Genomic DNA, 19,645 nt, shown 5'->3' with positions numbered 1-19,645 from the left:
ATGCTCGATGATTTGAACGGCGCGCCCACGTCTGAAATGCCCAAGGTGCTTCTTACTGGAAGCACTGGTTTTGTGGGGCGCTCGATTTTGGGTGCTCTCGTGGGCGCCAAGTATCAGGTCGTCAACGTGACTCGTAAATCTGCTGCCACGACGCTGCCAGGTGTAGAGGATCATAGGGTTGAGTCATTGTCGGGAGAAAATGACTGGGCTGCTCCGTTAAAGGGGGTGGATGCAGTGATTCACTCGGCGGGACGGGCGCATATCATGAACGAAACGCATGCCAACCCTTTGCAGGCGTTTCGTGAGGTCAATGTAGACGCCACGCTGAACCTTGCCCGGCAAGCAGCAGCGGCAGGGGTAAAGCGGTTTGTTTTTATAAGCTCTGTCAAGGTCAATGGTGAAGAGACCGAGGTGAGCCGGGCATTTAGCTCCTCAGACGCACCTGCTCCTCTTGACGCTTATGGTGTGTCCAAGATGGAAGCGGAACAAGCGCTTTTGGCATTGGCCAACCAGGTTTCAATGGACGTTGTGATTATCAGGCCTGTGCTGGTATACGGGCCGGGCGTAAAAGCGAACTTTGAGAGGATGATAGCGACGGTCGACAAAGGGCTGCCTCTGCCATTTCGTACCATTAACAATCGCAGAAGCCTGGTTTTTATTGATAACCTGGTCGACCTGATTTGCCTCTGCATTCATCATCCCGCTGCGGCAAACCGGGTCTTTCTGGTGAGTGATGGTGAAGACTTATCGATCGCTCAGATTTTAGAAAAGCTGGCAGTGGCCATGAACAAGAAGTCTCGCCTGTTTGCGTTTCCACAATTTCTTTTGTCCCTGGCTGCCTCTCTTGTGGGTAAGAAGGACTTCCTGCAGCGTTTATGCGGCTCGCTTCAGGTTGATATCACCGATACGCGGGAGCGCCTGGGTTGGGTACCACCCGTTAGCGTTGACCGGGCTTTTGCTATTACGGCAAGTCATTATCGTGCTCAAAAAGCCGGAGTGAGCCATGGGTAATCTGTCTGAATTGCTGAAGTCGAGGGATAATAACTTTAATTTTATCCGCATGGTCGCGGCGCTTTTTGTACTGGTTTCCCACGCTTATCCGCTTTCCCGCGGCGCCAGCGAAGTCGAACCGCTTGTAGCGCAGATTGGGATTTCCCTGGGTGGCCTGGGTGTATTCACCTTTTTCTGTATCTCAGGGTTTTTTATTTCGTTGAGCTACGAGCGCTCGAAAACGAATATTGACTTTGTAGTCGCAAGGATTTTGAGGCTGTACCCAGCGCTATTGGTTGTTCTGGTGCTAAGCGCTTTGGTAATTGGTCCGCTTTTTACTGATATGAATGCGCGTGACTACTTTTCCTCAAAGGAAGTATACCGTTATATAACAGCTAATTTGAAACTGAAGGATATTCACTTTCAGCTGCCCGGGCTTTTTCAAGATAATCCTTACCCGGGGATAAACGGGTCATTATGGACCTTGTATTATGAAGCTACGCTGTATGCCATGGTTTTAGTGCTTGGCGTTGTTGGCTTTTTCAGGCGCGTACGCTGGATCTCGTTGTTTTTTGTCGCGTATGTTTTATTCTATTTTTCATTCAAATTTCTTTTGGAGAAAGATTATATCCAACCCGGCCTGCAGCTTCGTATGTGGGTGCAATGGAGTTTTGCATTTGTAGTCGGGATGGTCTTGTATTCATACAAATCTAACATTCGATTGGACTATCGCGTTATGGCAGGGCTTTGGTTGGGGGCGTTGTTGTTGTTCAAGACCCCTGTTTTTGTCGAAGCGTTCGTGATGGCCTGGAGTTATTCCGTTTTTTTTGTTGGCTTCAATACGCAGTGGTTTGCCCGGCAGTACAATAAGTTGGGTGACTATTCTTACGGTCTCTACATCTATGCGTTTCCAACTCAAGAAATCCTGGCTCACCTCTGGAAGGGGATATCTCCGATTACCATGATTTTTGTGGCTTTCGCTTTTGCACTTATTCCAGCCGTGTTGTCCTGGCATTTTATTGAGCATCCTTGCATTTTGCGTAAAAGGGCTGTCGCGCAGCGGTTGTCTCAGTCCCTTGAACGATGCTCAAGAATTTTTAATAGATACTCAACTAAATAGCTCTGAATTGAAAGGTTGGTGCTTAAGATGAAGCGTTTTTTTGATCTTGTATTGAGCTTGTTTACCCTGCTCATACTGTTGATCCCAATTGTGCTTGTTACGGTGGCAGTTAAATTGACGTCGAAGGGCCCCGCGTTGTATTGGTCGGATCGCGTGGGTGCCAATAACGCGGTATTCAGGATGCCCAAGTTTCGCTCAATGCGCACCGGTACGCCTGCAGTGGCTACGCACTTGTTATCGGACCCTTCTCAGTATCTGACGCCAATTGGAAACTTTCTTCGAAAGTCCAGCTTGGATGAACTGCCTCAATTGTGGAGTATCATTGCAGGCGATATGAGTTTTGTCGGGCCGCGCCCCGCGCTTTTCAACCAGGCTGACCTGATAGAGTTACGTACAGAACAAGGAGTACACCTGATCCGTCCGGGACTCACCGGGTGGGCGCAGGTGAACGGGCGTGATGAGTTGCCGATACCGGTTAAGGTTGGCTATGATGCTTATTACGCCAAAAATATGAATTTCTTTTTTGATCTGAAAATCCTGTTTTTGACAGCCTTGAAGGTGCTCAAACGGGACGGTGTTTCCCATTGAATTTAGGGTGACGTCGACGAATGGTCTGTTTTGGCAGGCATTGTGTAATGTGCTTTTTGTTCTGCGTTTATTGCGCGGTCGACAAGAATTTTTGATCTAACGCATGGACCGTAGGTGAATCATGATTAACCGGTTGCGCACTTGGCTATTGAAACTACCTCGTCATCAAAAACGATTGATTCAGGTATGTGCGGATGTTGTCCTGGTCTTTTTAGCACTGTGGATGGCGTTTGTTGTTCGCCTCGGTATCGATGAGATGATCAACCCTGTCAAAATGCATCTTTGGCTATTTTTGGCCGCACCGGTGATCGCAATTCCGCTCTTCATTCGCTTCGGCATGTACCGCGCTGTAATGCGGTATTTCGGCAATGATGCACTGGTCGCTATTATCAAAGCCGTCAGCCTCTCATCACTGATCCTGGGAGTGGTCGTCTACTGGTACAGCAACCATCAGAATGTCGTTCCTCGTTCAATTATTTTTAACTACTGGTGGTTGAGCCTGATCATGGTAGGCGGCCTGCGCTTGACCATGCGCCAGTATTTCCTGGGCGATTGGTTTGCTGCTGCCCAACATGTGCCATTTACCAGCCGTGAGGATGGATTACCACGTGTAGCCATTTATGGGGCCGGAGCGGCAGGTAACCAATTGGTTGCGGCACTGCGTATGGGGCGCGTCATGCGGCCTGTCGCATTCATCGATGACGATACCACTATCTCGGATCGTGTTATTTCCGGTCTCCAGGTCTATAAACCCAAGCATATTCAGCGAATGATCGATGTTACCGGGGCTCAGGAAATTCTCTTGGCGATCCCGTCTTCTAGCCGCGGTCGGCGTCGTGAAGTGCTCGGTTTCCTGGAAGGTTTTCCGCTCCATGTCCGCAGCGTCCCTGGTTTCATGGACCTCGCCAGCGGACGGGTCAAGGTTGACGATATTCAGGAAGTCGATATTGCTGACTTGCTCGGTCGTGATTCTGTGCCAGCTCAAGATGAATTGCTTGAACATTGCATCAAGGGGCAAAGTGTTTTGGTGACCGGGGCGGGCGGGTCTATTGGCTCTGAGCTGTGTCGGCAGATTCTGGAGTTGAAACCTACGACCCTGTTGTTGTTCGAACACAGCGAGTTTAACCTCTACAGTATTCTGTCTGAACTGGAACAGCGTATTACTCGAAACTCGTTGCCGGTCAAGTTACTGCCGATACTGGGATCTGTACGTGATCAGTCGAAGCTGCTTGATGTTATGAAAACCTGGCACGTAGACACTGTTTATCATGCGGCTGCCTATAAACATGTTCCTATCGTCGAACATAATATTGCGGAAGGTGTGCTCAATAATGTGATTGGCACACTTAATACAGCTCAGGCAGCACTTCAGGCAGGCGCCTCCAACTTTGTCTTGATTTCTACGGACAAAGCCGTACGCCCAACCAATGTAATGGGTAGCACCAAGCGCCTTGCTGAACTGACGCTCCAGGCCTTGAGCCGGGAGCTCGCCCCGGTTCTATTTGGTGATAAATCCAACGTTTCACGCGTCAACAAGACCCGTTTCACGATGGTGCGTTTTGGCAATGTTCTGGGTTCTTCCGGTTCGGTTATCCCGTTGTTTCACAAGCAGATCAAGTCGGGTGGGCCGCTTACAGTCACTCATCCGAAAATTACCCGCTATTTCATGACGATTCCGGAAGCCGCTCAACTGGTTATACAGGCGGGCTCAATGGGCCAAGGCGGAGATGTGTTCGTGCTGGATATGGGCGAACCCGTCAAGATTGTCGAATTGGCCGAGAAAATGATCCATTTGTCCGGCTTGAGCGTGCGCTCCGACAAAAATCCTCACGGTGATATCGCTATCGAGTTCTCGGGATTACGTCCGGGGGAGAAGCTCTACGAAGAGCTGTTGATTGGTGACAATGTGGTTGCCACCCCACACCCGATGATCATGAGTGCCAACGAAGATCACCTGCCGTGGGAGGCTCTCAAGTTAAAACTCTCCGAACTGCTCGCCGCCGTCGATCAGGACGACTATAACCGCGTCCGCCAATTGTTGCGTGACACGGTCAGCGGTTACAGCCCGGATGGTGAAATCGTTGACTGGATTTATCTACAGCGTCGACTCGAACCTTGATTTTTCAGGGGTTAGTGTTTGGAATGATGTGATTTGTTGAACGCTTGTTCCAGCTAAACAGCTTACGGAAAGCGGCACGGGCTTATATTCTGGTCATTAAATAATTTTTTTGCACAGTTTCAATATTATATTTCATAGGGAGTTTCGAATGTCTAAAATACTTATCGCAGGGGCCGGTGGTGCTCCTTCCGAAGGCGTAATCAACTCCCTTTTGATGGGCCGAAAAGGAGAAGTCGTTATTGGCATGGGGTCCGAACCTTCAGACCTCGCCTTGTCGAAGGCGAGCAAGAAATTCTATATTCCTTACGCTAATGCTCCTGAGTACAAAGAAAAGCTTATTCAGTTGCTTAATGCTGAAAAGCCAGATTTGGTGCACTTTCAGAATGATCTCGAAATTTTTCACGCGTCTTTGATCCGCGACGACATTCAGGCGACCGGCACAAAAATTTTCATGCCAGAGCATGATGTTATCGACACTTGTGTGCATAAGCATAAATCGTATGAAGCGTTCAAGCGCGCGGGTGTGCCCGTGCCTCGTAATATCATGATTAATAATGAGCATGATCTGAAAGAGGCGTTTAAAGAGCTTGGTAATGCTGACGGGAAGATTTGGCTTCGCGCATCTTCTATTGGTGGCGGTGGCAAGGGCGCTATACCAACAAATGATTTCACCCTCGCGAAGGCTTGGATTGACCATTATAAAGGCTGGGGGGATTTTGTGGCGGCAGAGCTACTAACGCCTGACACCATTACGTGGCTTTCCATTTGGAATCATGGTGAGCTGGTTGTTGCTCAATCCCGTGAACGTCGAAGCTGGACTCATGGGAACAGAAGCATTTCCGGTGTGACCGGCGTTACAAAAGTTGGAGTAACGTGTACCAACGATCAAGCAACCGAAATTGCTATCAACTGCGTTAAATCAGTTTCGTCAAAGCCACACGGTATTTTCGGTGTAGACATGGCCTATGGGTTTGATGGCGTACCCAACCCCACAGAAATTAATATTTCACGTTTCTTTACAACTGTTCAGTTTTTCACCGAGGCCGGTTTGAACATGCCGGAAATTTTCAAGGATATTGCACTGTATGGCGAGCTTCCGCAGCTCGACCGTACAATTAACCCTTTGCCCGATGGCTTGATGTGGCTTCGCGGTATGGACACTCGGCCGGTGCTCACCACCGAACAAGGTATTCGCGACGAGATTATATTCCCATGATTGTCATGATTACTGGGGTCACTGGTTTTATTGGGGGGCGTTTGCTGGATGCTGCATTGGCAAAGTGGGGAAGTGCCAATGTGATCGCCTTCAGTTCGGAGCCTACCCGTAAATGCCATAGCATTGTTTATAATAATAAGTTACTCGATTTAGGACTTGGACCAGATGATATAACTAAAATAAAAACGGTTCAAATCGTAATTCATGCTGGGGCCTACACGCCAAAAACAGGTGCAGAGGCTAATGTCATTGCCGGTTGTAATGGGAATATTTCGTTTACGGAGAAGTTGCTGAATCTTCCGTTCGACTCATTGCGCAAGATTGTGTTTACGAGCACACTTGATGTGTATGCGGTGGATACGATTATTTCGGAGTCAACGGCGACGCTGCCATCTACATTGTATGGTTGGTCGAAACTTTACTGCGAACAAATGATTTCGGTATACACCGCTGAGAAAAAACTGGCACGACATATTCTGCGTGTTGGTCATGTTTACGGTCCAGGCGAGGAAAAGTACGAAAAGTTTCTACCTAAAACGATTAGGCGTATTCTTGAAGCACAGCCTGTTGAGTTATATGGTGACGGTGCTGAGCTGAGGAGCTTCATCTACATCGATGATGTTGTTCGTGCAATACTAGCCGCTGTAGAGTTAGAAGATACCGTCGACGTAATAAACCTCGTTGGTGGCTACCCCGTGTCTATCAAAACTCTTTTGGATAAGTTGATTGCCCTCAGTGACGGCCCAGTAGAGGTAGTGCAGCGAGATTTTAATGGGGTCAAGCGGGATTTTGTTTTTGATACGTTTCGGTTAAAGAAATATTTGTTGCCTGATGAGACGGATTTTGATATCGGCTTGGGTGTTGAATTTCTTCATTTTAAGAGTCTCGGATGAATATCATTTTTGATCTGGATGGGACGCTTATCGATTCCAAGGCGCGCTTGCACCGGCTCTTTCAATTATTGGTCCCGCAGTCTACGCTTACATTTGATCAGTATTGGGACTTTAAGTTTTCTGGGCTTTCCAATGAAACAATAGTGAGTAATCACTTTGGGTTCGATGAGCGTAAGGTAGTGGAGTTTCGCCAGGAATGGATGGATTTGATTGAGAGCCAAACAATGCTTGAGATCGATACCAATTTTTCAGGCATGCACCAGGCATTGGAGGAATTAAAACGTTCGGCCACTCTGCATGTGTGCACGGCTCGCCAGCATGTTAGTCCGGTTTTTGCACAACTGGAGTCGCTGGGTTTGCTAGAGTATTTTACTAATGTAATGATTACCGAGCAAAACAAGTCCAAAGAGTCATTAATCATTCAAAACGTCTCGAATTTAACTCCAGGCGATTGGATGATTGGCGATACAGGCAAAGATATTCAGGTTGGCCAGGCTCTCGGGATTAAAACCTGTGCGGTGTTGACGGGATTTATGACGACCAAGGCGTTGTCGGGCTATCGCCCGAGCCTCATCCTGGAATCAGTTGTTGATTTCAGGCTTTGAGTTTGCATCGGGCGAATGGGTAATACCCTGTAACCCACCCATTTTTGACTCTCTCCCAGCATCATCTAAGTTAGAAAGGCAGCTTCGGAAAGCTGCTTTTCTCTTACCGATGTCATGGAGCGTCACCAATGCAAAACACCTACATTTCTTCCCTTATCTTCGCCTTGCTCACCAGCATTTCAGTGGGTGCCACCGCGGCGCCGGCAGTCAAGCCGGAAGGTCCTGCTCCGGTCGCCACCCAAATGACCAAAAGCGAAGAATCGGCCAAGGTCAATCTCAACGCCGCCGATGCCGAAACCCTGCGCCGTGACCTTTTCGGTATCGGAGCTGCAAAGGCCAAGGCGATTGTCGCCTACCGCGACAGCAATGGCCCGTTCACTGCGGTTGACGAGTTGTTGGAAGTAAAGGGTATCGGCAAGGCATTGCTCGAGAAGAACCGCGACAGGCTCGCAATCAACTGAGAATTTGAGTGCAATGCAAGAGGCCGGTCATTGACCGGTCTTTTCCTCATCAGAAACTTGATCTTTCAATGTCCCGCGTACCACTTCAAGGATGCGTGTTGCCAGCTCGGGATTTTCGACGCTTCTTGCCAGTACCAGCGCCCCCACCAGGGTCGACATCAATACCAGGCTTTTTTCATCAGCGTTGTCGATTTTCAATACTGACTCAACCTGCTTCAACCGCGCCTCGAGTACCGCATCTGTCGTCGAGCTATGCTGACCGCGCAGCCCCAATTCGGAGGACATGGTCGGCAGTGGGCAGCCTTGGTCCGGCGAGGTCAGGTGCCATTCCGACAGGTAGCTGTCGATAAATGCATCCAACGGCCGTTCCTGGTTGAACAGCATCTCGCAATGCGCATCCAGTTCCGCTGCCGCCGCTTGCAGAGCCTTTTCCACCAGTTCGTCTTTGGATTTGAAGTGCGCATAAAAGCCACCATGCGTCAGGTTCAGCGCCTTCATCAACGGCTGCAGGCCAGTGGCACCAATGCCATCGCGACGAAAGCGTACGGACGCTTCTTTGATGATGCGTTGGTGGGTCTGGGCTTTATGGTCTTGTGAGTAACGCATAGGACTGCCTCGGGGACGAGCGCACATGTTAACTAAATTGAGGGGTTTACCCACTCAGAAAAGTGCCCGTCTGCGTTGGCATGAAAAGTGATTACGTTTGGTTCAGACATTGTTCAACAATCTTGAGGTGGTGATGACACTCAGTTTGTCCCTGGCTGACCAGATCGCGTTGGAATTACGTGCCGACATCATCGGCGGGCGTTTGCTGCCGGGCATGCCATTGGTCGAGGCGGACCTGGTGAAAGCCTATAACGCCTCGCGCAACACTATCCGAGAGGCCTTGCATCGCCTGGGGCAAGAGGGGCTCACACGCTATGTGCGCAATAAAGGCGTGATGGTCCGTCGATTGGAGCGTGAAGAGGTGCGCGACCTGTTCGTCGTACGCCGGACCCTGGAGCTGCGGGCAATCTCGCAGAGCCACGCGCTGACGCAGGATCAAGCCGAGCGCATGCAAAACGCCATCGAGGCGACAGGCCTGGCGCGGGAGCGTGAGGACTGGCGAGCAGTCGCCACCCACAGCCTGGTGTTTCACCAGCAGATTGTCGGGTTGATGCACAGCCCGTTATTTGATGAGTTTTTTGCCCAGGTGATAGCCCAACTGCGGCTGGTGTTCTGTGCCGCTCCTGATGAACAGCGTTTCCAATCGCCATGGCTGGAGCGCGACCTTGAGATTTACCAGTTGCTGGCTCAAGCAAATAAATTGGCGGCCGAGGAGGCGATGAGCTCCTACCTTGACGATTCGGAACGCCTTTCCCTTGCCCTGTTTGATCACCCTTGATGGAGGATTGCCCCATGTACAAAGATTACCCGGCCGCTTATCAGGTCAGCAAAGGCTCCGCGCTGCAGGTGGACAAGGCGTTCTACGAGCGCATTCGTGACCGGCCGGACCAGCGCACGCTGATCGAGCAGTTCGAGGTGCCGATCCGCACGGGCAGGGCGTGGAAGGTGCCGGCCGGGCATGTATTTCGCGTCACCACGCCTGTAGGTCCGCAGGTGGGTGATTTCAACGTGTGGAACGCCAACGACCCTCGCGAACGCCTGTGGGCTGCGAGAACGCGCCAGTTGCAGGGCGCCCATGTCAGCACCCATGACCGTCTGTGGTCGAACCTGCCGTTTTTGCGTCCTTTGGTAACCATTACGGATGACAGCCTGGCCAGCTACGGCATCGATGAACATGGCGGCCGCCTGCACGATTTGCTTGGCACACGCTGCGACCCTTATGTGAACCGCATGCTGACCGGGGAAGACTTCCACCATCATTGCCACTCGAACCTGACCCGCGCCGTGCTGCCTCACGGCCTGACCGAATTCGATGTGCATGACGTGCTGAACATTTTCCAGTGCACCGGCCTCAATCATGACGACATGTATTTCATGAAAGCCTGCCCGGCGCAGAAGGGCGATTACCTGGAGTTCTTTGCCGAGATTGATCTGCTGTGTGCGTTGTCGACCTGCCCGGGGGGCGATCTGTCGCTGCCGATGTGGGGGCCGGACGCGCAGGACCCGTTGACGGTGTGCCGTCCACTGGGCGTAGAGATCTATCGATTGGAGGATGAGTTGCTCAACGGCTGGAGCCAGCCTGAGCGTGCCGCCTACAAGGGGCAGCACGGCTTGCACATTGCCAAGGCGGCGTGGGAGTAAAACGCCCTAGCGGTCCTGCGCATCCTTGGCGTCTGCCTGGGCGTTGCGCTCGGCCACGCGTTTACGTTGTTCGTCGGTGAGTTCCACCTTGTTGGCGCTGTCACGCAGCATCAACAGCCCACCGACGATCGACCCGATCGCTACCACTAAAATCAACCACGCATACCACGGCATAAGGCTCTCCTTGAGGCGGACTACCGGGGGAGAGTTTTCCCACGGTAATAACAGCTTTGAGTCACAGGCTTTCTGAGTAGTTCAGTGTAGGCCTGTTCCGCCTCGTTAACCTCAGAGCCCGGTCAACATCGCATCCGCTGGCGCGTCGGCACGGTCTTGCGCTGTCATCTGGAAGTACACAAAGCCGACCAGCATGAAGCCCAAGAAAATCAAACCGATCAGCGCATTGAACCACGCCATCGCCACCAGGCACACCACAGCCAACACCAACGCGATACCCGGCACGATCGGGTAGCCCGGCGCGCGGAAGGTCCGTTCCAGCAGCGGCTCGGTTTTGCGCAGCTTGAACAGGCTGAGCATGCTCATGATGTACATGACGATGGCACCGAACACCGCCATGGTGATCATTGCTGCGGTCAGCGTCATGCCGCCCAGGTTGATCAAGCCGTCGCTGTAGATCGCGGCAATGCCGACCACACCGCCGGCGATGATTGCCCGGTGAGGTGTCTGAAAGCGCGACAGTTTGGCGAGGAAAGATGGCAAGTAACCGGCGCGTGCCAGGGCGAAGAACTGGCGCGAGTAGCCAAGGATAATGCCGTGGAAGCTGGCTACCAGGCCAAACAGGCCGATCCACACCAGCATGTGCAGCCAGCCGGAGCTGTCGCCCACCACGGTTTTCATGGCTTGTGGCAGCGGGTCGTTGATGTTCGACAGGGTGCGCCAGTCGCCCACGCCACCGGCGAAGAACATCACGCCCATGGCCAGGACTACAAGGGTGAGGATGCCGCTGATGTAGGCTTTTGGAATGGTGCGCTTGGGGTCTTTCGCTTCCTCGGCCGCCATGGCTGCGCCTTCGATGGCGAGGAAGAACCAGATGGCAAACGGAATCGCGGCAAACATCCCGGCAATCGCCGGTGCGCCAAAGGTGTCGGAGCCGGCCCAGCCATTGAGCGCAAAGTTGCTGAAGCTGAAGGCGGGGGCGACCACGCCCATGAACACCAGCAACTCGGCGACGGCGAGCACGCACACTACCAGTTCAAAGGTGGCCGCCAGTTTCACGCCGAGGATATTAAGGCCCATGAACACGATGTAGGCGCCGACGGCCGCGTGCTTGGGGTCCAGTGCCGGAAACTGCACATTGAGATAGGCGCCGATTGCCAGGGCAATCGCTGGCGGGGCGAAGACAAATTCGATCAATGTCGCCAGGCCGGCGATCAAGCCGCCTTTCTCTCCAAAGGCGCGTCGGCTGTAGGCAAATGGCCCACCCGCATGGGGAATTGCGGTAGTCAGCTCGGTGAAACTGAAGATAAAGCAGGTGTACATCGCCGCGACCATCAGCGAAGTGACCAAAAAGCCCAAGGTACCGGCGACGCCCCAGCCGTAGCTCCAGCCAAAGTACTCGCCGGAAATCACCAGCCCGACGGCAATGCCCCACAGGTGCAAGGTGCCCAAGGTGGGTTTGAGTTGTGTGTTCATTGTGCTGCTCTCCCTGAACCGGTTGGAATGAGTCAGGGTGTTGCAGTGGCCATGCCAGCCTGAGAATCATTGTCGTAAAGCGGCGTAACTGTCGCCAGTGCGACGGTTTTGCGTTTGAATTTTGCCTGCTTTGCACCAGATAAGTGCTGTGGTGACTGAGCTGGCGCCTTCGCGGGCAAGCCCGCTCCCACAGTGGAGCGCGCATGCCTTGCTTAAACACAGTCAAGTGTGGGAGCCGGGCTTGCCCGCGATGAGGCCCTCCAACCCACTGCAAATCCCCCTGTAAACCCCGCATAAACCCACTCTTTACGCCGTCTTTACGCCCCGCCCATACCCTCGCTCTCGTTCCTTTACGCCACTCCTGCCGACAATTGCCCTACACGCGGCAATCGCCGCAATTCGGAGAGACTTCCATGAGCGTTCTGGACGGGGTGTCACTGCTATTGGCCGTGGCGCTGTTCATTTATCTGCTGGTTGCGCTGTTACGCGCGGATCGGAACTAGGAGCTGGCCATGCACAGTTATGACTATTGGCTGATCATTGCCTTCTTTGCCTTGGTGCTGATCCCGGCCCCGGCCCTGGGGCGGTTCTACTACAACGTGATGGAAGGCCAGCGCACTTGGCTCACGCCCGTGTTCGGCCCCGTGGAGCGCGCGTGTTATCGCCTGTCGGGCGTGGACGAGCATCAGGAACAAAGCTGGCAGAAATACACGCTGGCTTTGCTGGCGTTCAACCTTGCAGGTTTTGTGCTGTTGTTCGCGATCCTGCTGTTTCAGGATTATCTCCCACTGAACCCGCAGAAATTGCCGGGCCAGGAATGGACGCTGGCCTTCAACACCGCGATCAGTTTCATGACCAACACCAACTGGCAGTCCTACAGCGGTGAAGCCTCCCTGAGCTACCTCAGCCAGATGGTCGGCCTGACCGTGCAGAACTTCGTCAGCGCCGCTACCGGCCTCGCAGTTCTGGTCGCTTTGTGCCGTGGGATCGGTCGCAAATCCACCAAGACCCTGGGCAACTTCTGGGTCGACATGACCCGCGCCACCCTCTACGGCCTGCTGCCGTTGTGCCTGGTGCTGGCGTTGTTCCTCGTATGGCAGGGCGTGCCGCAAACCTTCGCGCACTATGTCGACGCGGTGACCATGCAGGGCGTGGATCAAGTGATTCCACTGGGCCCGGCGGCCAGCCAGATTGCGATCAAGCAACTGGGTACCAACGGCGGCGGCTTCTTCGGTGTCAACTCGGCGCATCCGTTTGAAGACCCGACCGCATGGGCCAACCTGTTCGAGCTGGCGGCGATCATCCTGATCCCGGTGGCGCTGGTGTTCACCTTCGGCCATTACGTCAAAGACCTGCGTCAGAGCCGCGCCATCCTGGGTTGCATGCTCGCTTTGTTCCTGATCGGCGGCGCGACTTCGCTGTGGGCCGAATACCAGCCCAACCCGACGCTGAACAACCCGGCCGTCGAGCAAACCGCGCCACTGGAAGGCAAGGAAGCGCGCTTCGGCACCACCGGCACTGTGTTGTGGTCGGTGACCACCACGGCGGCGTCCAACGGCTCGGTCAACGGCATGCAGGACAGCCTCAACCCGCTGAGCGGCATGGTGGCGCTGGTCAACATGATGGTCGGCGAAGTGATCTTCGGCGGTGTCGGCGCCGGTATGTACGGCATGTTGCTCAACGTGTTGATCGCGGTGTTCCTCGCCGGGCTGATGATCGGCCGCACCCCGGAATACCTGGGCAAGAAACTCCAGGCCAAGGAGGTGCAATTGCTCGTGGTGACCCTGTTGGTGATGCCGGTTGGCGTGCTGGTGCTCGGCGCCATCGCCGCCAGCCTGCCTGGCCCGGCCGGTGCCATCAGTAACCCCGGCCCCCATGGCTTCAGCCAGTTGCTCTACGCCTACACCTCGGCCAGTGCCAACAACGGCTCGGCATTTGGTGGTTTCAGTGCCAACACCGCGTTCCACAACCTGATGCTGGGCCTGGGCATGTTGATCGGCCGCTTCGGCTACATCCTCCCGGTTCTGGCCCTGGCCGGCAGCCTGGCGATGAAGAAAACCGCACCGATCGGCCAGAACAGCTTCCCGACCCATGGCCCGCTGTTCGTGACCCTGTTGACCGTGACCATTTTGCTGGTGGGCGGCCTGACCTTCCTGCCAACGCTGGCACTGGGCCCAATCGCTGAACATTTGAGCATGGGCTTCTAAGGGGATATGAAAATGAATATGCCTGCAAAAAATGCCGCCCCTGTAACCACCCAGGAGCCTGCCAAAACCGCCATCTCCGCCTTGTGGCGCCCGGCGCTGGTCCAGGCGTTCGTCAAGCTGGACCCACGCCAGCTGCAACGCTCGCCGGTGATGCTGGTGGTCGAACTGACCGCCATCCTCACCACCGTGTTGTGCTTTGTGCCCGACACGGCCGTACCGACGTATGTTGCCGTGCAAATCGCGGTGTGGCTGTGGTTCACCGTGTTGTTTGCCAACTTTGCTGAAGCCCTGGCTGAAGGTCGCGGCAAGGCCCGCGCCGACAGCCTCAAGGCCGGCAGCGAAGGCCTCAGCGCACGCCGCAAGGAAGCCGACGGCACCTTCAAGGTCGTGCCGGCCACCAGCCTGCGCAAAGGCGATGTGGTACGCGTCGCCGCCGGGGAAATGATCCCCGGTGACGGCGAGGTCATCGAAGGCATCGCGGCGGTCAACGAAGCGGCGATCACCGGCGAATCCGCACCGGTGATCCGCGAGTCCGGCGGCGACCGTTCGGCCGTCACCGGCAACACCCGCCTGGTCTCGGACTGGCTGCTGATCCGCATCACCGTCAACCCCGGCGAATCCACACTGGACCGCATGATCGCGTTGGTGGAAGGCGCCAAACGCCAGAAAACCCCCAACGAAGTCGCGCTGGATATCCTGCTGATCGGCCTGACCCTGATCTTTCTGCTGGTGGTGGTCACCCTGCAACCGTTCGCCCACTTCGCCAATGGCAGCTTGCCGCTGGTGTTCCTGGTCGCACTGCTGGTGACCTTGATTCCTACCACCATCGGCGGCTTGTTGTCGGCCATCGGCATCGCCGGCATGGACCGCCTGGTGCGGCTCAACGTGATCGCCAAATCCGGTCGTGCGGTGGAAGCGGCGGGCGACGTGCATGTGCTGCTGCTCGACAAGACCGGCACCATCACCTTTGGTAACCGTCGCTGCGCGGCGGTGATTGCCGCGCCTGGCGTCAGCGGTCGTGACCTGGCCGAAGGCGCGCTGCTGGCGTCCCTGGCGGATGACACGGCGGAAGGCAAATCCATCGTTGAATACCTGCGCGCCTTGCACCCTCAGGCCGAGCCGACGCTTGATCAACTGACCTCCGTGCCGTTCAGTGCCGAAACCCGTTTGTCCGGTGTTGATTACCAGGGCCGCGTGTTCCGTAAAGGCGCCGTGGATTCGCTGCTGGCTTTCATCGGCCAACAGCGCCGTGATTTGCAACCGGCGCTGTCCCGTGAAATCGACAAGATCGCCCAAAGCGGCGGCACCCCCTTGCTGGTGTGTGCCGATGGCAAGTTGCTCGGTGCGATCCACCTCAAGGACGTGGTCAAACCCGGTATCCGCGAGCGTTTCGCCGAACTGCGCAAACTGGGGATCCGCACCGTGATGGTGACGGGCGACAACCCGCTGACCGCCGCTGCCATTGCTGCCGAAGCGGGCGTGGATGACGTGCTGGCGGAAGCGACTCCGGAGAAAAAACTCGCGCGCATTCGCCACGAGCAAAACGACGGCCGCCTGGTTGCGATGTGCGGCGACGGCGCCAACGACGCCCCGGCGCTGGCCCAGGCTGACGTCGGCATGGCGATGAACGACGGCACCCAGGCCGCCCGTGAAGCCGCCAACATGGTCGACCTCGACAGCGACCCGACCAAGCTGCTGGACGTGGTGCAGATTGGTAAAGAGCTGTTGGTGACCCGTGGCGCGCTGACCACGTTCTCCATCGCCAACGACGTGGCCAAGTACTTTGCGATCCTGCCGGCGCTGTTCGCCTCGATCTACCCGCAATTGGGCGTGCTCAACGTGATGCATTTGCAAAGCCCGCAGAGCGCGATCCTTTCGGCCATTGTGTTCAACGCGCTGATCATCGTGGTGCTGATTCCTCTGGCGTTGCGCGGTGTGCGCGTGCAGGCGGCGAGTGCGGCAGCGTTGCTGCGTCGCAACCTGCTGATCTACGGGCTGGGCGGGATTCTGGTGCCGTTCGTGGGCATCAAGGCCATCGACATGCTGCTGACTGCGCTGCACCTGGTGTAACTGAGGCGTATTTTTTTGTGGCGAGGGAGCTTGCTCCCGCTGGACCGCGTAGCGGTCCCAGATTCTACGGCCGCTACGCAGCCGAACGGGAGCAAGCTCCCTCGCCACAGTGGTTACTCGATTTATTGAGGAATTCAAGATGACTAACATGATCCGCCCGGCCCTGAGCCTGCTGGTTCTGATGACCCTGATCACTGGCGTGGCCTACCCGCTGGTGGTGACCGGCGTGGCGCAAGTCGCCTTCCCGGACCAGGCCAATGGCAGCCTGGTACGTGACGCCAGCGGCAAGGTGCGCGGCTCCAGCCTGATCGCCCAGGATTTCACGGGTGACAGCTGGTTCCACCCACGCCCATCCGCTGGCGCGTTTGCCACGGTTTCCAGCAGCGCCAGCAACCTGGGCCCCAGCAACCCGGCCCTGGCCACACGCATCTTTGACGATGCCAACAAACAGCTGGTCCCCGGCCAGGGCCCGGTGCCGCTGGCTTCGCTGACTACCTCCGGCAGCGGTCTTGATCCACACTTGCCACCACAGGCGATTGCCTATCAACTGGCGCGGGTAGCGGCGGCGCGGAATGTGCCGGTGGCTACACTGCAACGTTTGCTGGATGAGCACATCGAAAGCCCGCTGGTGGGCCCGCCGGTGGTGAACGTGCTGGCACTGAACATGGCTCTGGAAAAGTTGTAAGCAGTGATGCCGTCATCGCGGGCAAGCCCGCTCCCACCTTTGGAATGCATTTCCCTGTGGGAGCCGGGCTTGCCCGTGATGGCGGCCTGAAAGACTCCAAATGAACACCTGAAGGAACCGCAAAGCATGAGCGACTCCGGCCGCGCCGATGCCCTGTTAGCCGAACTGCCACGGGACGGCCGTGGCCGGCTCAAAGTCTTCCTCGGCGCCGCGCCGGGCGTGGGCAAGACTTACGCCATGCTTCAGGCGGCCCACACTCAACTGCGCCAGGGCGTACGCCTGATCGCCGGGGTGGTTGAAACCCACGGCCGTGCCGAGACTGAAGCCTTGCTCAGCGGCTTGGCGCAGCAACCTTTGCTGCGCAGCGAATACCGCGGCGTGATGCTCGAAGAAATGGACCTCGACGGCCTGCTCGCGGCCAAACCCAAACTGGTGCTGGTCGACGAACTGGCCCACAGCAATGCGCCCGGCAGCCGCCATGAAAAGCGTTGGCAAGACATCCAGGAATTGCTCGCCGCCGGCATCAATGTGTTCACCACGGTTAACGTCCAGCACTTGGAAAGCCTCAACGATCAGGTGCGTGGCATCACCGGCGTGCAGGTGCGTGAAACCTTGCCGGACTGGGTGCTTCAAGAAGCCGATGAATTGTTGCTGATCGACTTGCCGTCGCGAGAGTTGCTGGAGCGCCTGCGCGACGGCAAAGTCTACGTGCCGGAACAGGCCCGCGCGGCCATCGACGCCTTTTTCACCCAGACCAACCTGATGGCCCTGCGCGAGCTGGCGATGCAGACCGCCGCCGCCCATGTTGATGACGATTTGGCCCAAGGCTATCGTCAGCTCGGCCAAGCCGCACCGGCGGTGCGCGGCCGCCTGCTGGTGGGCGTGGATGGCGATGCCCAGGCCGAGCGCCTGGTTCGTCACGCCAGCCGCGTGGCCCAGCGGCGGCATTTGCCCTGGAGCCTGGTGCATATCGACAACGGCCGCGCGCGCGATGAGCAGTCGCGGCTGCGTCTGCAGAACGCACAGCAACTGGCCGAGCGGCTTGGCGGGGAAGTGGTGTTGCTGCGTGCCGGCGAGGTGGCCAAGACGCTGATCCAGCATGCTGCCGAGCGCCGCGCCAGCCTGCTGTTGGTGGGGCAATCGCGGATGCGTTGGCGCCGCCGCTTGTTCGGCGGCGGCTTGGCGGCGCGCCTGCTGCGCAATGCGCGGGGCCTTGAGATCAACGTGCTCGACAGCGACGACATTCCTGCGCCGCCGCGTTTGCCGGACGTGCGGGGGCTGGTGTGGTTCGATTACGGCCTGGCGGTGGTAGCGACCGTAGTCGCCGCCGCACTGGCGTGGGCCGTGTCGAGCATTCTGCCGCTGCCGAATATCTCGCTGGTGTTTCTCGCCGCCGTGTTGCTGGTGGCGGTACGCAGCAGCCTCGGGCCCTCCCTGGCGTGTGCGGCGTTGTCGTTCCTGACCTACGACTTCCTGTTTATCCCGCCAAATTTCTCCTTCGCCATCCAACGCGAAGAAGACGTGCTGACCCTGTTGTTCTTCCTGCTGATGGCGGCTTTGACCGGCAACCTCGCCGCGCGCCAGCGCCGGCAGTTGCAGGCGTTGCGCGACACCCAGGAAGAAACCAGCGAACTGCTGGACCTGTCGCGCAAACTCACGGCGGCCACCGACCGCCAAGCGGTGGTCAGCGCCGCGGCCCACCATTTGGAAGGCTGGAGCGACCTCGATTTGTGCCTGGTCAACCGCGACGGGCAGGGTGGCTGGAAGGTCGAGACCGGCGCTGCACTGAACCTGACTGAGGCCGAGCGCGCCGCCGCCGATTGGGCGTGGCAACATGACCAGCCGGCCGGCATGGGCACCGGCACTTTGCCGTTCGGGCGTTGGTGGTGGTGGCCGCTGTCGGGTGAAGAGGGACCGCTGGGCTTGTTGGGCGTCAGTCCAAAGCCGGGTCTGGAATTGAGTGGTCAACGTCGTCGTTTGCTCACCGCATTGAGCCAGCCGCTGGCCCAGGCCCTGGCTCGCGCACAGTTGGGGCAAGAGCTGGAATCAGCACGCTTGCACGGCGAAACCGAACAACTGCGCAGTGCCTTGCTCGCCTCGGTGTCCCATGATTTGCGCACGCCGCTGACCTCCATGCGCGGCAGCATTGATAGCCTGCTGGCGCTGGGTGAGGCCATCCCGCTGGAAGACCGCCGCGAATTGCTCGAAGGCACCCGCGATGAAGCCGAGCGCCTGGATCGTTATATCCAGAACCTGCTGGACATGACACGCCTGGGCCACGGCGCGCTCAAGCTGGCGCGCGATTGGGTGTCGCCGGGCGATATCGTCGGCAGCGCCCTCGGCCGCTTGCGCGCAGTGCTGGCGCCGTTGCAGGTCACCACCGACGTTCCGCCTGAATTGCCGTTGCTCTATGTGCACGCGGCGTTGATCGAGCAAGCGCTGGTCAATGTGCTGGAAAACGCTGCGCGGTTTTCACCGCCTCACGGTCGTTTGCAGTTGAATGCGGGCGTGTCGGACGACCAGCTGTATTTCGCTGTGGCCGATGAGGGGCCAGGGATTCCAGAAGACGAGCGCGCGAAGATTTTCGACATGTTTTACACCGCCGCGCGCGGTGATCGAGGCGGGCAGGGCACCGGTCTGGGGCTGGCGATCTGTCAGGGCATGGTCGGCGCCCACGGTGGGCGTATCAGTGTGGCCGACGGAATCGAGGGGCGCGGCACCTGCATTACTTTGTTCCTGCCTTTGCCGACTCAGCCTGGCCTGGAGCGCGAGCCTTGAGCTACCCTCTTTTCTC

Annotated in this window: 18 protein-coding genes; 15 read left to right on the top strand and 3 right to left on the bottom strand. The window is 56.6% G+C overall.

Annotated elements, in window-relative coordinates; genetic code table 11:
* From AB4P94_RS29040 to AB4P94_RS29005, 8 genes are all read left to right on the top strand, one after another.
* Positions 1-1,011: a UDP-glucose 4-epimerase family protein gene (locus tag AB4P94_RS29040; protein WP_395608519.1), complete on the top strand. Its 1,011-nt coding sequence runs from the start codon at positions 1-3 to the stop codon at positions 1,009-1,011.
* On the top strand, positions 1,004-2,110 hold the full coding sequence (locus AB4P94_RS29035; protein ID WP_395608518.1) for an acyltransferase family protein: 1,107 nt from the start codon (positions 1,004-1,006) through the stop codon (positions 2,108-2,110). The genes AB4P94_RS29040 and AB4P94_RS29035 overlap by 8 nt, the downstream gene beginning before the upstream one ends.
* A 27-nt stretch (positions 2,111-2,137) precedes the next feature.
* Positions 2,138-2,698 (top strand): sugar transferase, encoded by a 561-nt coding sequence (locus tag AB4P94_RS29030; RefSeq protein WP_395608517.1) that lies wholly within the window; start codon positions 2,138-2,140, stop codon positions 2,696-2,698.
* Positions 2,699-2,819: 121 nt separating this feature from the next.
* Positions 2,820-4,817 carry a polysaccharide biosynthesis protein gene (locus AB4P94_RS29025; RefSeq protein WP_395608516.1) on the top strand — a complete coding sequence of 666 codons (1,998 nt, stop codon included), beginning with the start codon at positions 2,820-2,822 and terminating at the stop codon, positions 4,815-4,817.
* Between the two features lie 148 nt (positions 4,818-4,965).
* A complete protein-coding gene (locus AB4P94_RS29020; protein ID WP_395608515.1) occupies positions 4,966-6,033 on the top strand; it encodes a hypothetical protein in 1,068 nt (355 codons plus the stop codon).
* Positions 6,030-6,926, top strand: a complete 897-nt coding sequence (locus tag AB4P94_RS29015; protein ID WP_395608514.1) for an NAD-dependent epimerase/dehydratase family protein — start codon at positions 6,030-6,032, stop codon at positions 6,924-6,926. The genes AB4P94_RS29020 and AB4P94_RS29015 overlap by 4 nt, the downstream gene beginning before the upstream one ends.
* Positions 6,923-7,531, top strand: a complete 609-nt coding sequence (locus tag AB4P94_RS29010; RefSeq protein WP_395608513.1) for an HAD family hydrolase — start codon at positions 6,923-6,925, stop codon at positions 7,529-7,531. Before AB4P94_RS29015 ends, AB4P94_RS29010 begins: the two co-directional genes overlap by 4 nt.
* A gap of 128 nt (positions 7,532-7,659) precedes the next feature.
* On the top strand, positions 7,660-7,992 hold the full coding sequence (locus AB4P94_RS29005; RefSeq protein ID WP_395608512.1) for a ComEA family DNA-binding protein: 333 nt from the start codon (positions 7,660-7,662) through the stop codon (positions 7,990-7,992).
* 27 nt (positions 7,993-8,019) lie between these two features.
* Here AB4P94_RS29005 and AB4P94_RS29000 read toward each other — a convergent pair whose 3' ends face one another.
* Positions 8,020-8,598, bottom strand: coding sequence for a TetR/AcrR family transcriptional regulator (locus tag AB4P94_RS29000; RefSeq protein ID WP_395608511.1), 579 nt, complete (start codon positions 8,596-8,598; stop codon positions 8,020-8,022).
* Positions 8,599-8,731: 133 nt separating this feature from the next.
* On the opposite strand from AB4P94_RS29000, the gene AB4P94_RS28995 reads away from it, so the two are divergent.
* Both AB4P94_RS28995 and AB4P94_RS28990 read left to right on the top strand, forming a co-directional pair.
* Positions 8,732-9,376 (top strand): GntR family transcriptional regulator, encoded by a 645-nt coding sequence (locus AB4P94_RS28995; protein ID WP_395608510.1) that lies wholly within the window; start codon positions 8,732-8,734, stop codon positions 9,374-9,376.
* A 14-nt stretch (positions 9,377-9,390) separates the two neighbouring features.
* The gene (locus AB4P94_RS28990) at positions 9,391-10,239 is read left to right on the top strand and encodes an urea carboxylase-associated family protein (RefSeq protein ID WP_395608509.1); all 849 of its coding nucleotides are present in this window, start codon (positions 9,391-9,393) and stop codon (positions 10,237-10,239) included.
* 6 nt (positions 10,240-10,245) lie between these two features.
* Here AB4P94_RS28990 and AB4P94_RS28985 read toward each other — a convergent pair whose 3' ends face one another.
* Positions 10,246-10,413, bottom strand: a complete 168-nt coding sequence (locus tag AB4P94_RS28985; RefSeq protein ID WP_008437727.1) for a DUF2897 family protein — start codon at positions 10,411-10,413, stop codon at positions 10,246-10,248.
* A 111-nt stretch (positions 10,414-10,524) separates the two neighbouring features.
* Positions 10,525-11,889: an ethanolamine permease gene (eat, locus tag AB4P94_RS28980; protein ID WP_395608508.1), complete on the bottom strand. Its 1,365-nt coding sequence runs from the start codon at positions 11,887-11,889 to the stop codon at positions 10,525-10,527.
* Between the two features lie 413 nt (positions 11,890-12,302).
* On the opposite strand from eat, the gene kdpF reads away from it, so the two are divergent.
* The 5 genes from kdpF to AB4P94_RS28955 all read left to right on the top strand — a co-directional run bounded on the left by kdpF (position 12,303) and on the right by AB4P94_RS28955 (position 19,629).
* Positions 12,303-12,392 carry a K(+)-transporting ATPase subunit F gene (kdpF, locus tag AB4P94_RS28975; RefSeq protein ID WP_003218754.1) on the top strand — a complete coding sequence of 30 codons (90 nt, stop codon included), beginning with the start codon at positions 12,303-12,305 and terminating at the stop codon, positions 12,390-12,392.
* Between the two features lie 9 nt (positions 12,393-12,401).
* Positions 12,402-14,096 (top strand): potassium-transporting ATPase subunit KdpA, encoded by a 1,695-nt coding sequence (kdpA, locus tag AB4P94_RS28970; protein ID WP_395608507.1) that lies wholly within the window; start codon positions 12,402-12,404, stop codon positions 14,094-14,096.
* 12 nt (positions 14,097-14,108) lie between these two features.
* Positions 14,109-16,166, top strand: a complete 2,058-nt coding sequence (gene kdpB / locus AB4P94_RS28965) for a potassium-transporting ATPase subunit KdpB (protein ID WP_395608506.1) — start codon at positions 14,109-14,111, stop codon at positions 16,164-16,166.
* 139 nt (positions 16,167-16,305) lie between these two features.
* Positions 16,306-16,851, top strand: a complete 546-nt coding sequence (gene kdpC / locus AB4P94_RS28960) for a potassium-transporting ATPase subunit KdpC (protein WP_395608505.1) — start codon at positions 16,306-16,308, stop codon at positions 16,849-16,851.
* Between the two features lie 126 nt (positions 16,852-16,977).
* The gene (locus AB4P94_RS28955; protein WP_395608504.1) at positions 16,978-19,629 is read left to right on the top strand and encodes a DUF4118 domain-containing protein; all 2,652 of its coding nucleotides are present in this window, start codon (positions 16,978-16,980) and stop codon (positions 19,627-19,629) included.
* The last annotated feature ends 16 nt before the right edge of the window (positions 19,630-19,645 follow it).

The organism is Pseudomonas sp. B22129 (assembly GCF_044218875.1).
Taxonomy (GTDB): domain Bacteria; phylum Pseudomonadota; class Gammaproteobacteria; order Pseudomonadales; family Pseudomonadaceae; genus Aquipseudomonas.
Note: the sequence above shows the minus strand (reverse complement) of the source record. Positions and strands in the feature narration are given on the sequence as shown.

Coding starts and splice junctions, on each gene's coding strand:
- kdpA (WP_395608507.1), top strand. CDS start 12,402: ATGCACAGTTATGACTATTGGCTGATCATTGCCTTCTTTGCCTTGGTG.
- AB4P94_RS29020 (WP_395608515.1), top strand. CDS start 4,966: ATGTCTAAAATACTTATCGCAGGGGCCGGTGGTGCTCCTTCCGAAGGC.
- kdpB (WP_395608506.1), top strand. CDS start 14,109: ATGAATATGCCTGCAAAAAATGCCGCCCCTGTAACCACCCAGGAGCCT.
- AB4P94_RS28995 (WP_395608510.1), top strand. CDS start 8,732: ATGACACTCAGTTTGTCCCTGGCTGACCAGATCGCGTTGGAATTACGT.
- AB4P94_RS29005 (WP_395608512.1), top strand. CDS start 7,660: ATGCAAAACACCTACATTTCTTCCCTTATCTTCGCCTTGCTCACCAGC.
- AB4P94_RS28985 (WP_008437727.1), bottom strand. CDS start 10,413: ATGCCGTGGTATGCGTGGTTGATTTTAGTGGTAGCGATCGGGTCGATC.
- AB4P94_RS29035 (WP_395608518.1), top strand. CDS start 1,004: ATGGGTAATCTGTCTGAATTGCTGAAGTCGAGGGATAATAACTTTAAT.
- AB4P94_RS29040 (WP_395608519.1), top strand. CDS start 1: ATGCTCGATGATTTGAACGGCGCGCCCACGTCTGAAATGCCCAAGGTG.
- kdpF (WP_003218754.1), top strand. CDS start 12,303: ATGAGCGTTCTGGACGGGGTGTCACTGCTATTGGCCGTGGCGCTGTTC.
- AB4P94_RS29010 (WP_395608513.1), top strand. CDS start 6,923: ATGAATATCATTTTTGATCTGGATGGGACGCTTATCGATTCCAAGGCG.
- AB4P94_RS29000 (WP_395608511.1), bottom strand. CDS start 8,598: ATGCGTTACTCACAAGACCATAAAGCCCAGACCCACCAACGCATCATC.
- AB4P94_RS28990 (WP_395608509.1), top strand. CDS start 9,391: ATGTACAAAGATTACCCGGCCGCTTATCAGGTCAGCAAAGGCTCCGCG.
- AB4P94_RS29025 (WP_395608516.1), top strand. CDS start 2,820: ATGATTAACCGGTTGCGCACTTGGCTATTGAAACTACCTCGTCATCAA.
- AB4P94_RS29030 (WP_395608517.1), top strand. CDS start 2,138: ATGAAGCGTTTTTTTGATCTTGTATTGAGCTTGTTTACCCTGCTCATA.
- kdpC (WP_395608505.1), top strand. CDS start 16,306: ATGACTAACATGATCCGCCCGGCCCTGAGCCTGCTGGTTCTGATGACC.
- AB4P94_RS29015 (WP_395608514.1), top strand. CDS start 6,030: ATGATTGTCATGATTACTGGGGTCACTGGTTTTATTGGGGGGCGTTTG.
- eat (WP_395608508.1), bottom strand. CDS start 11,889: ATGAACACACAACTCAAACCCACCTTGGGCACCTTGCACCTGTGGGGC.
- AB4P94_RS28955 (WP_395608504.1), top strand. CDS start 16,978: ATGAGCGACTCCGGCCGCGCCGATGCCCTGTTAGCCGAACTGCCACGG.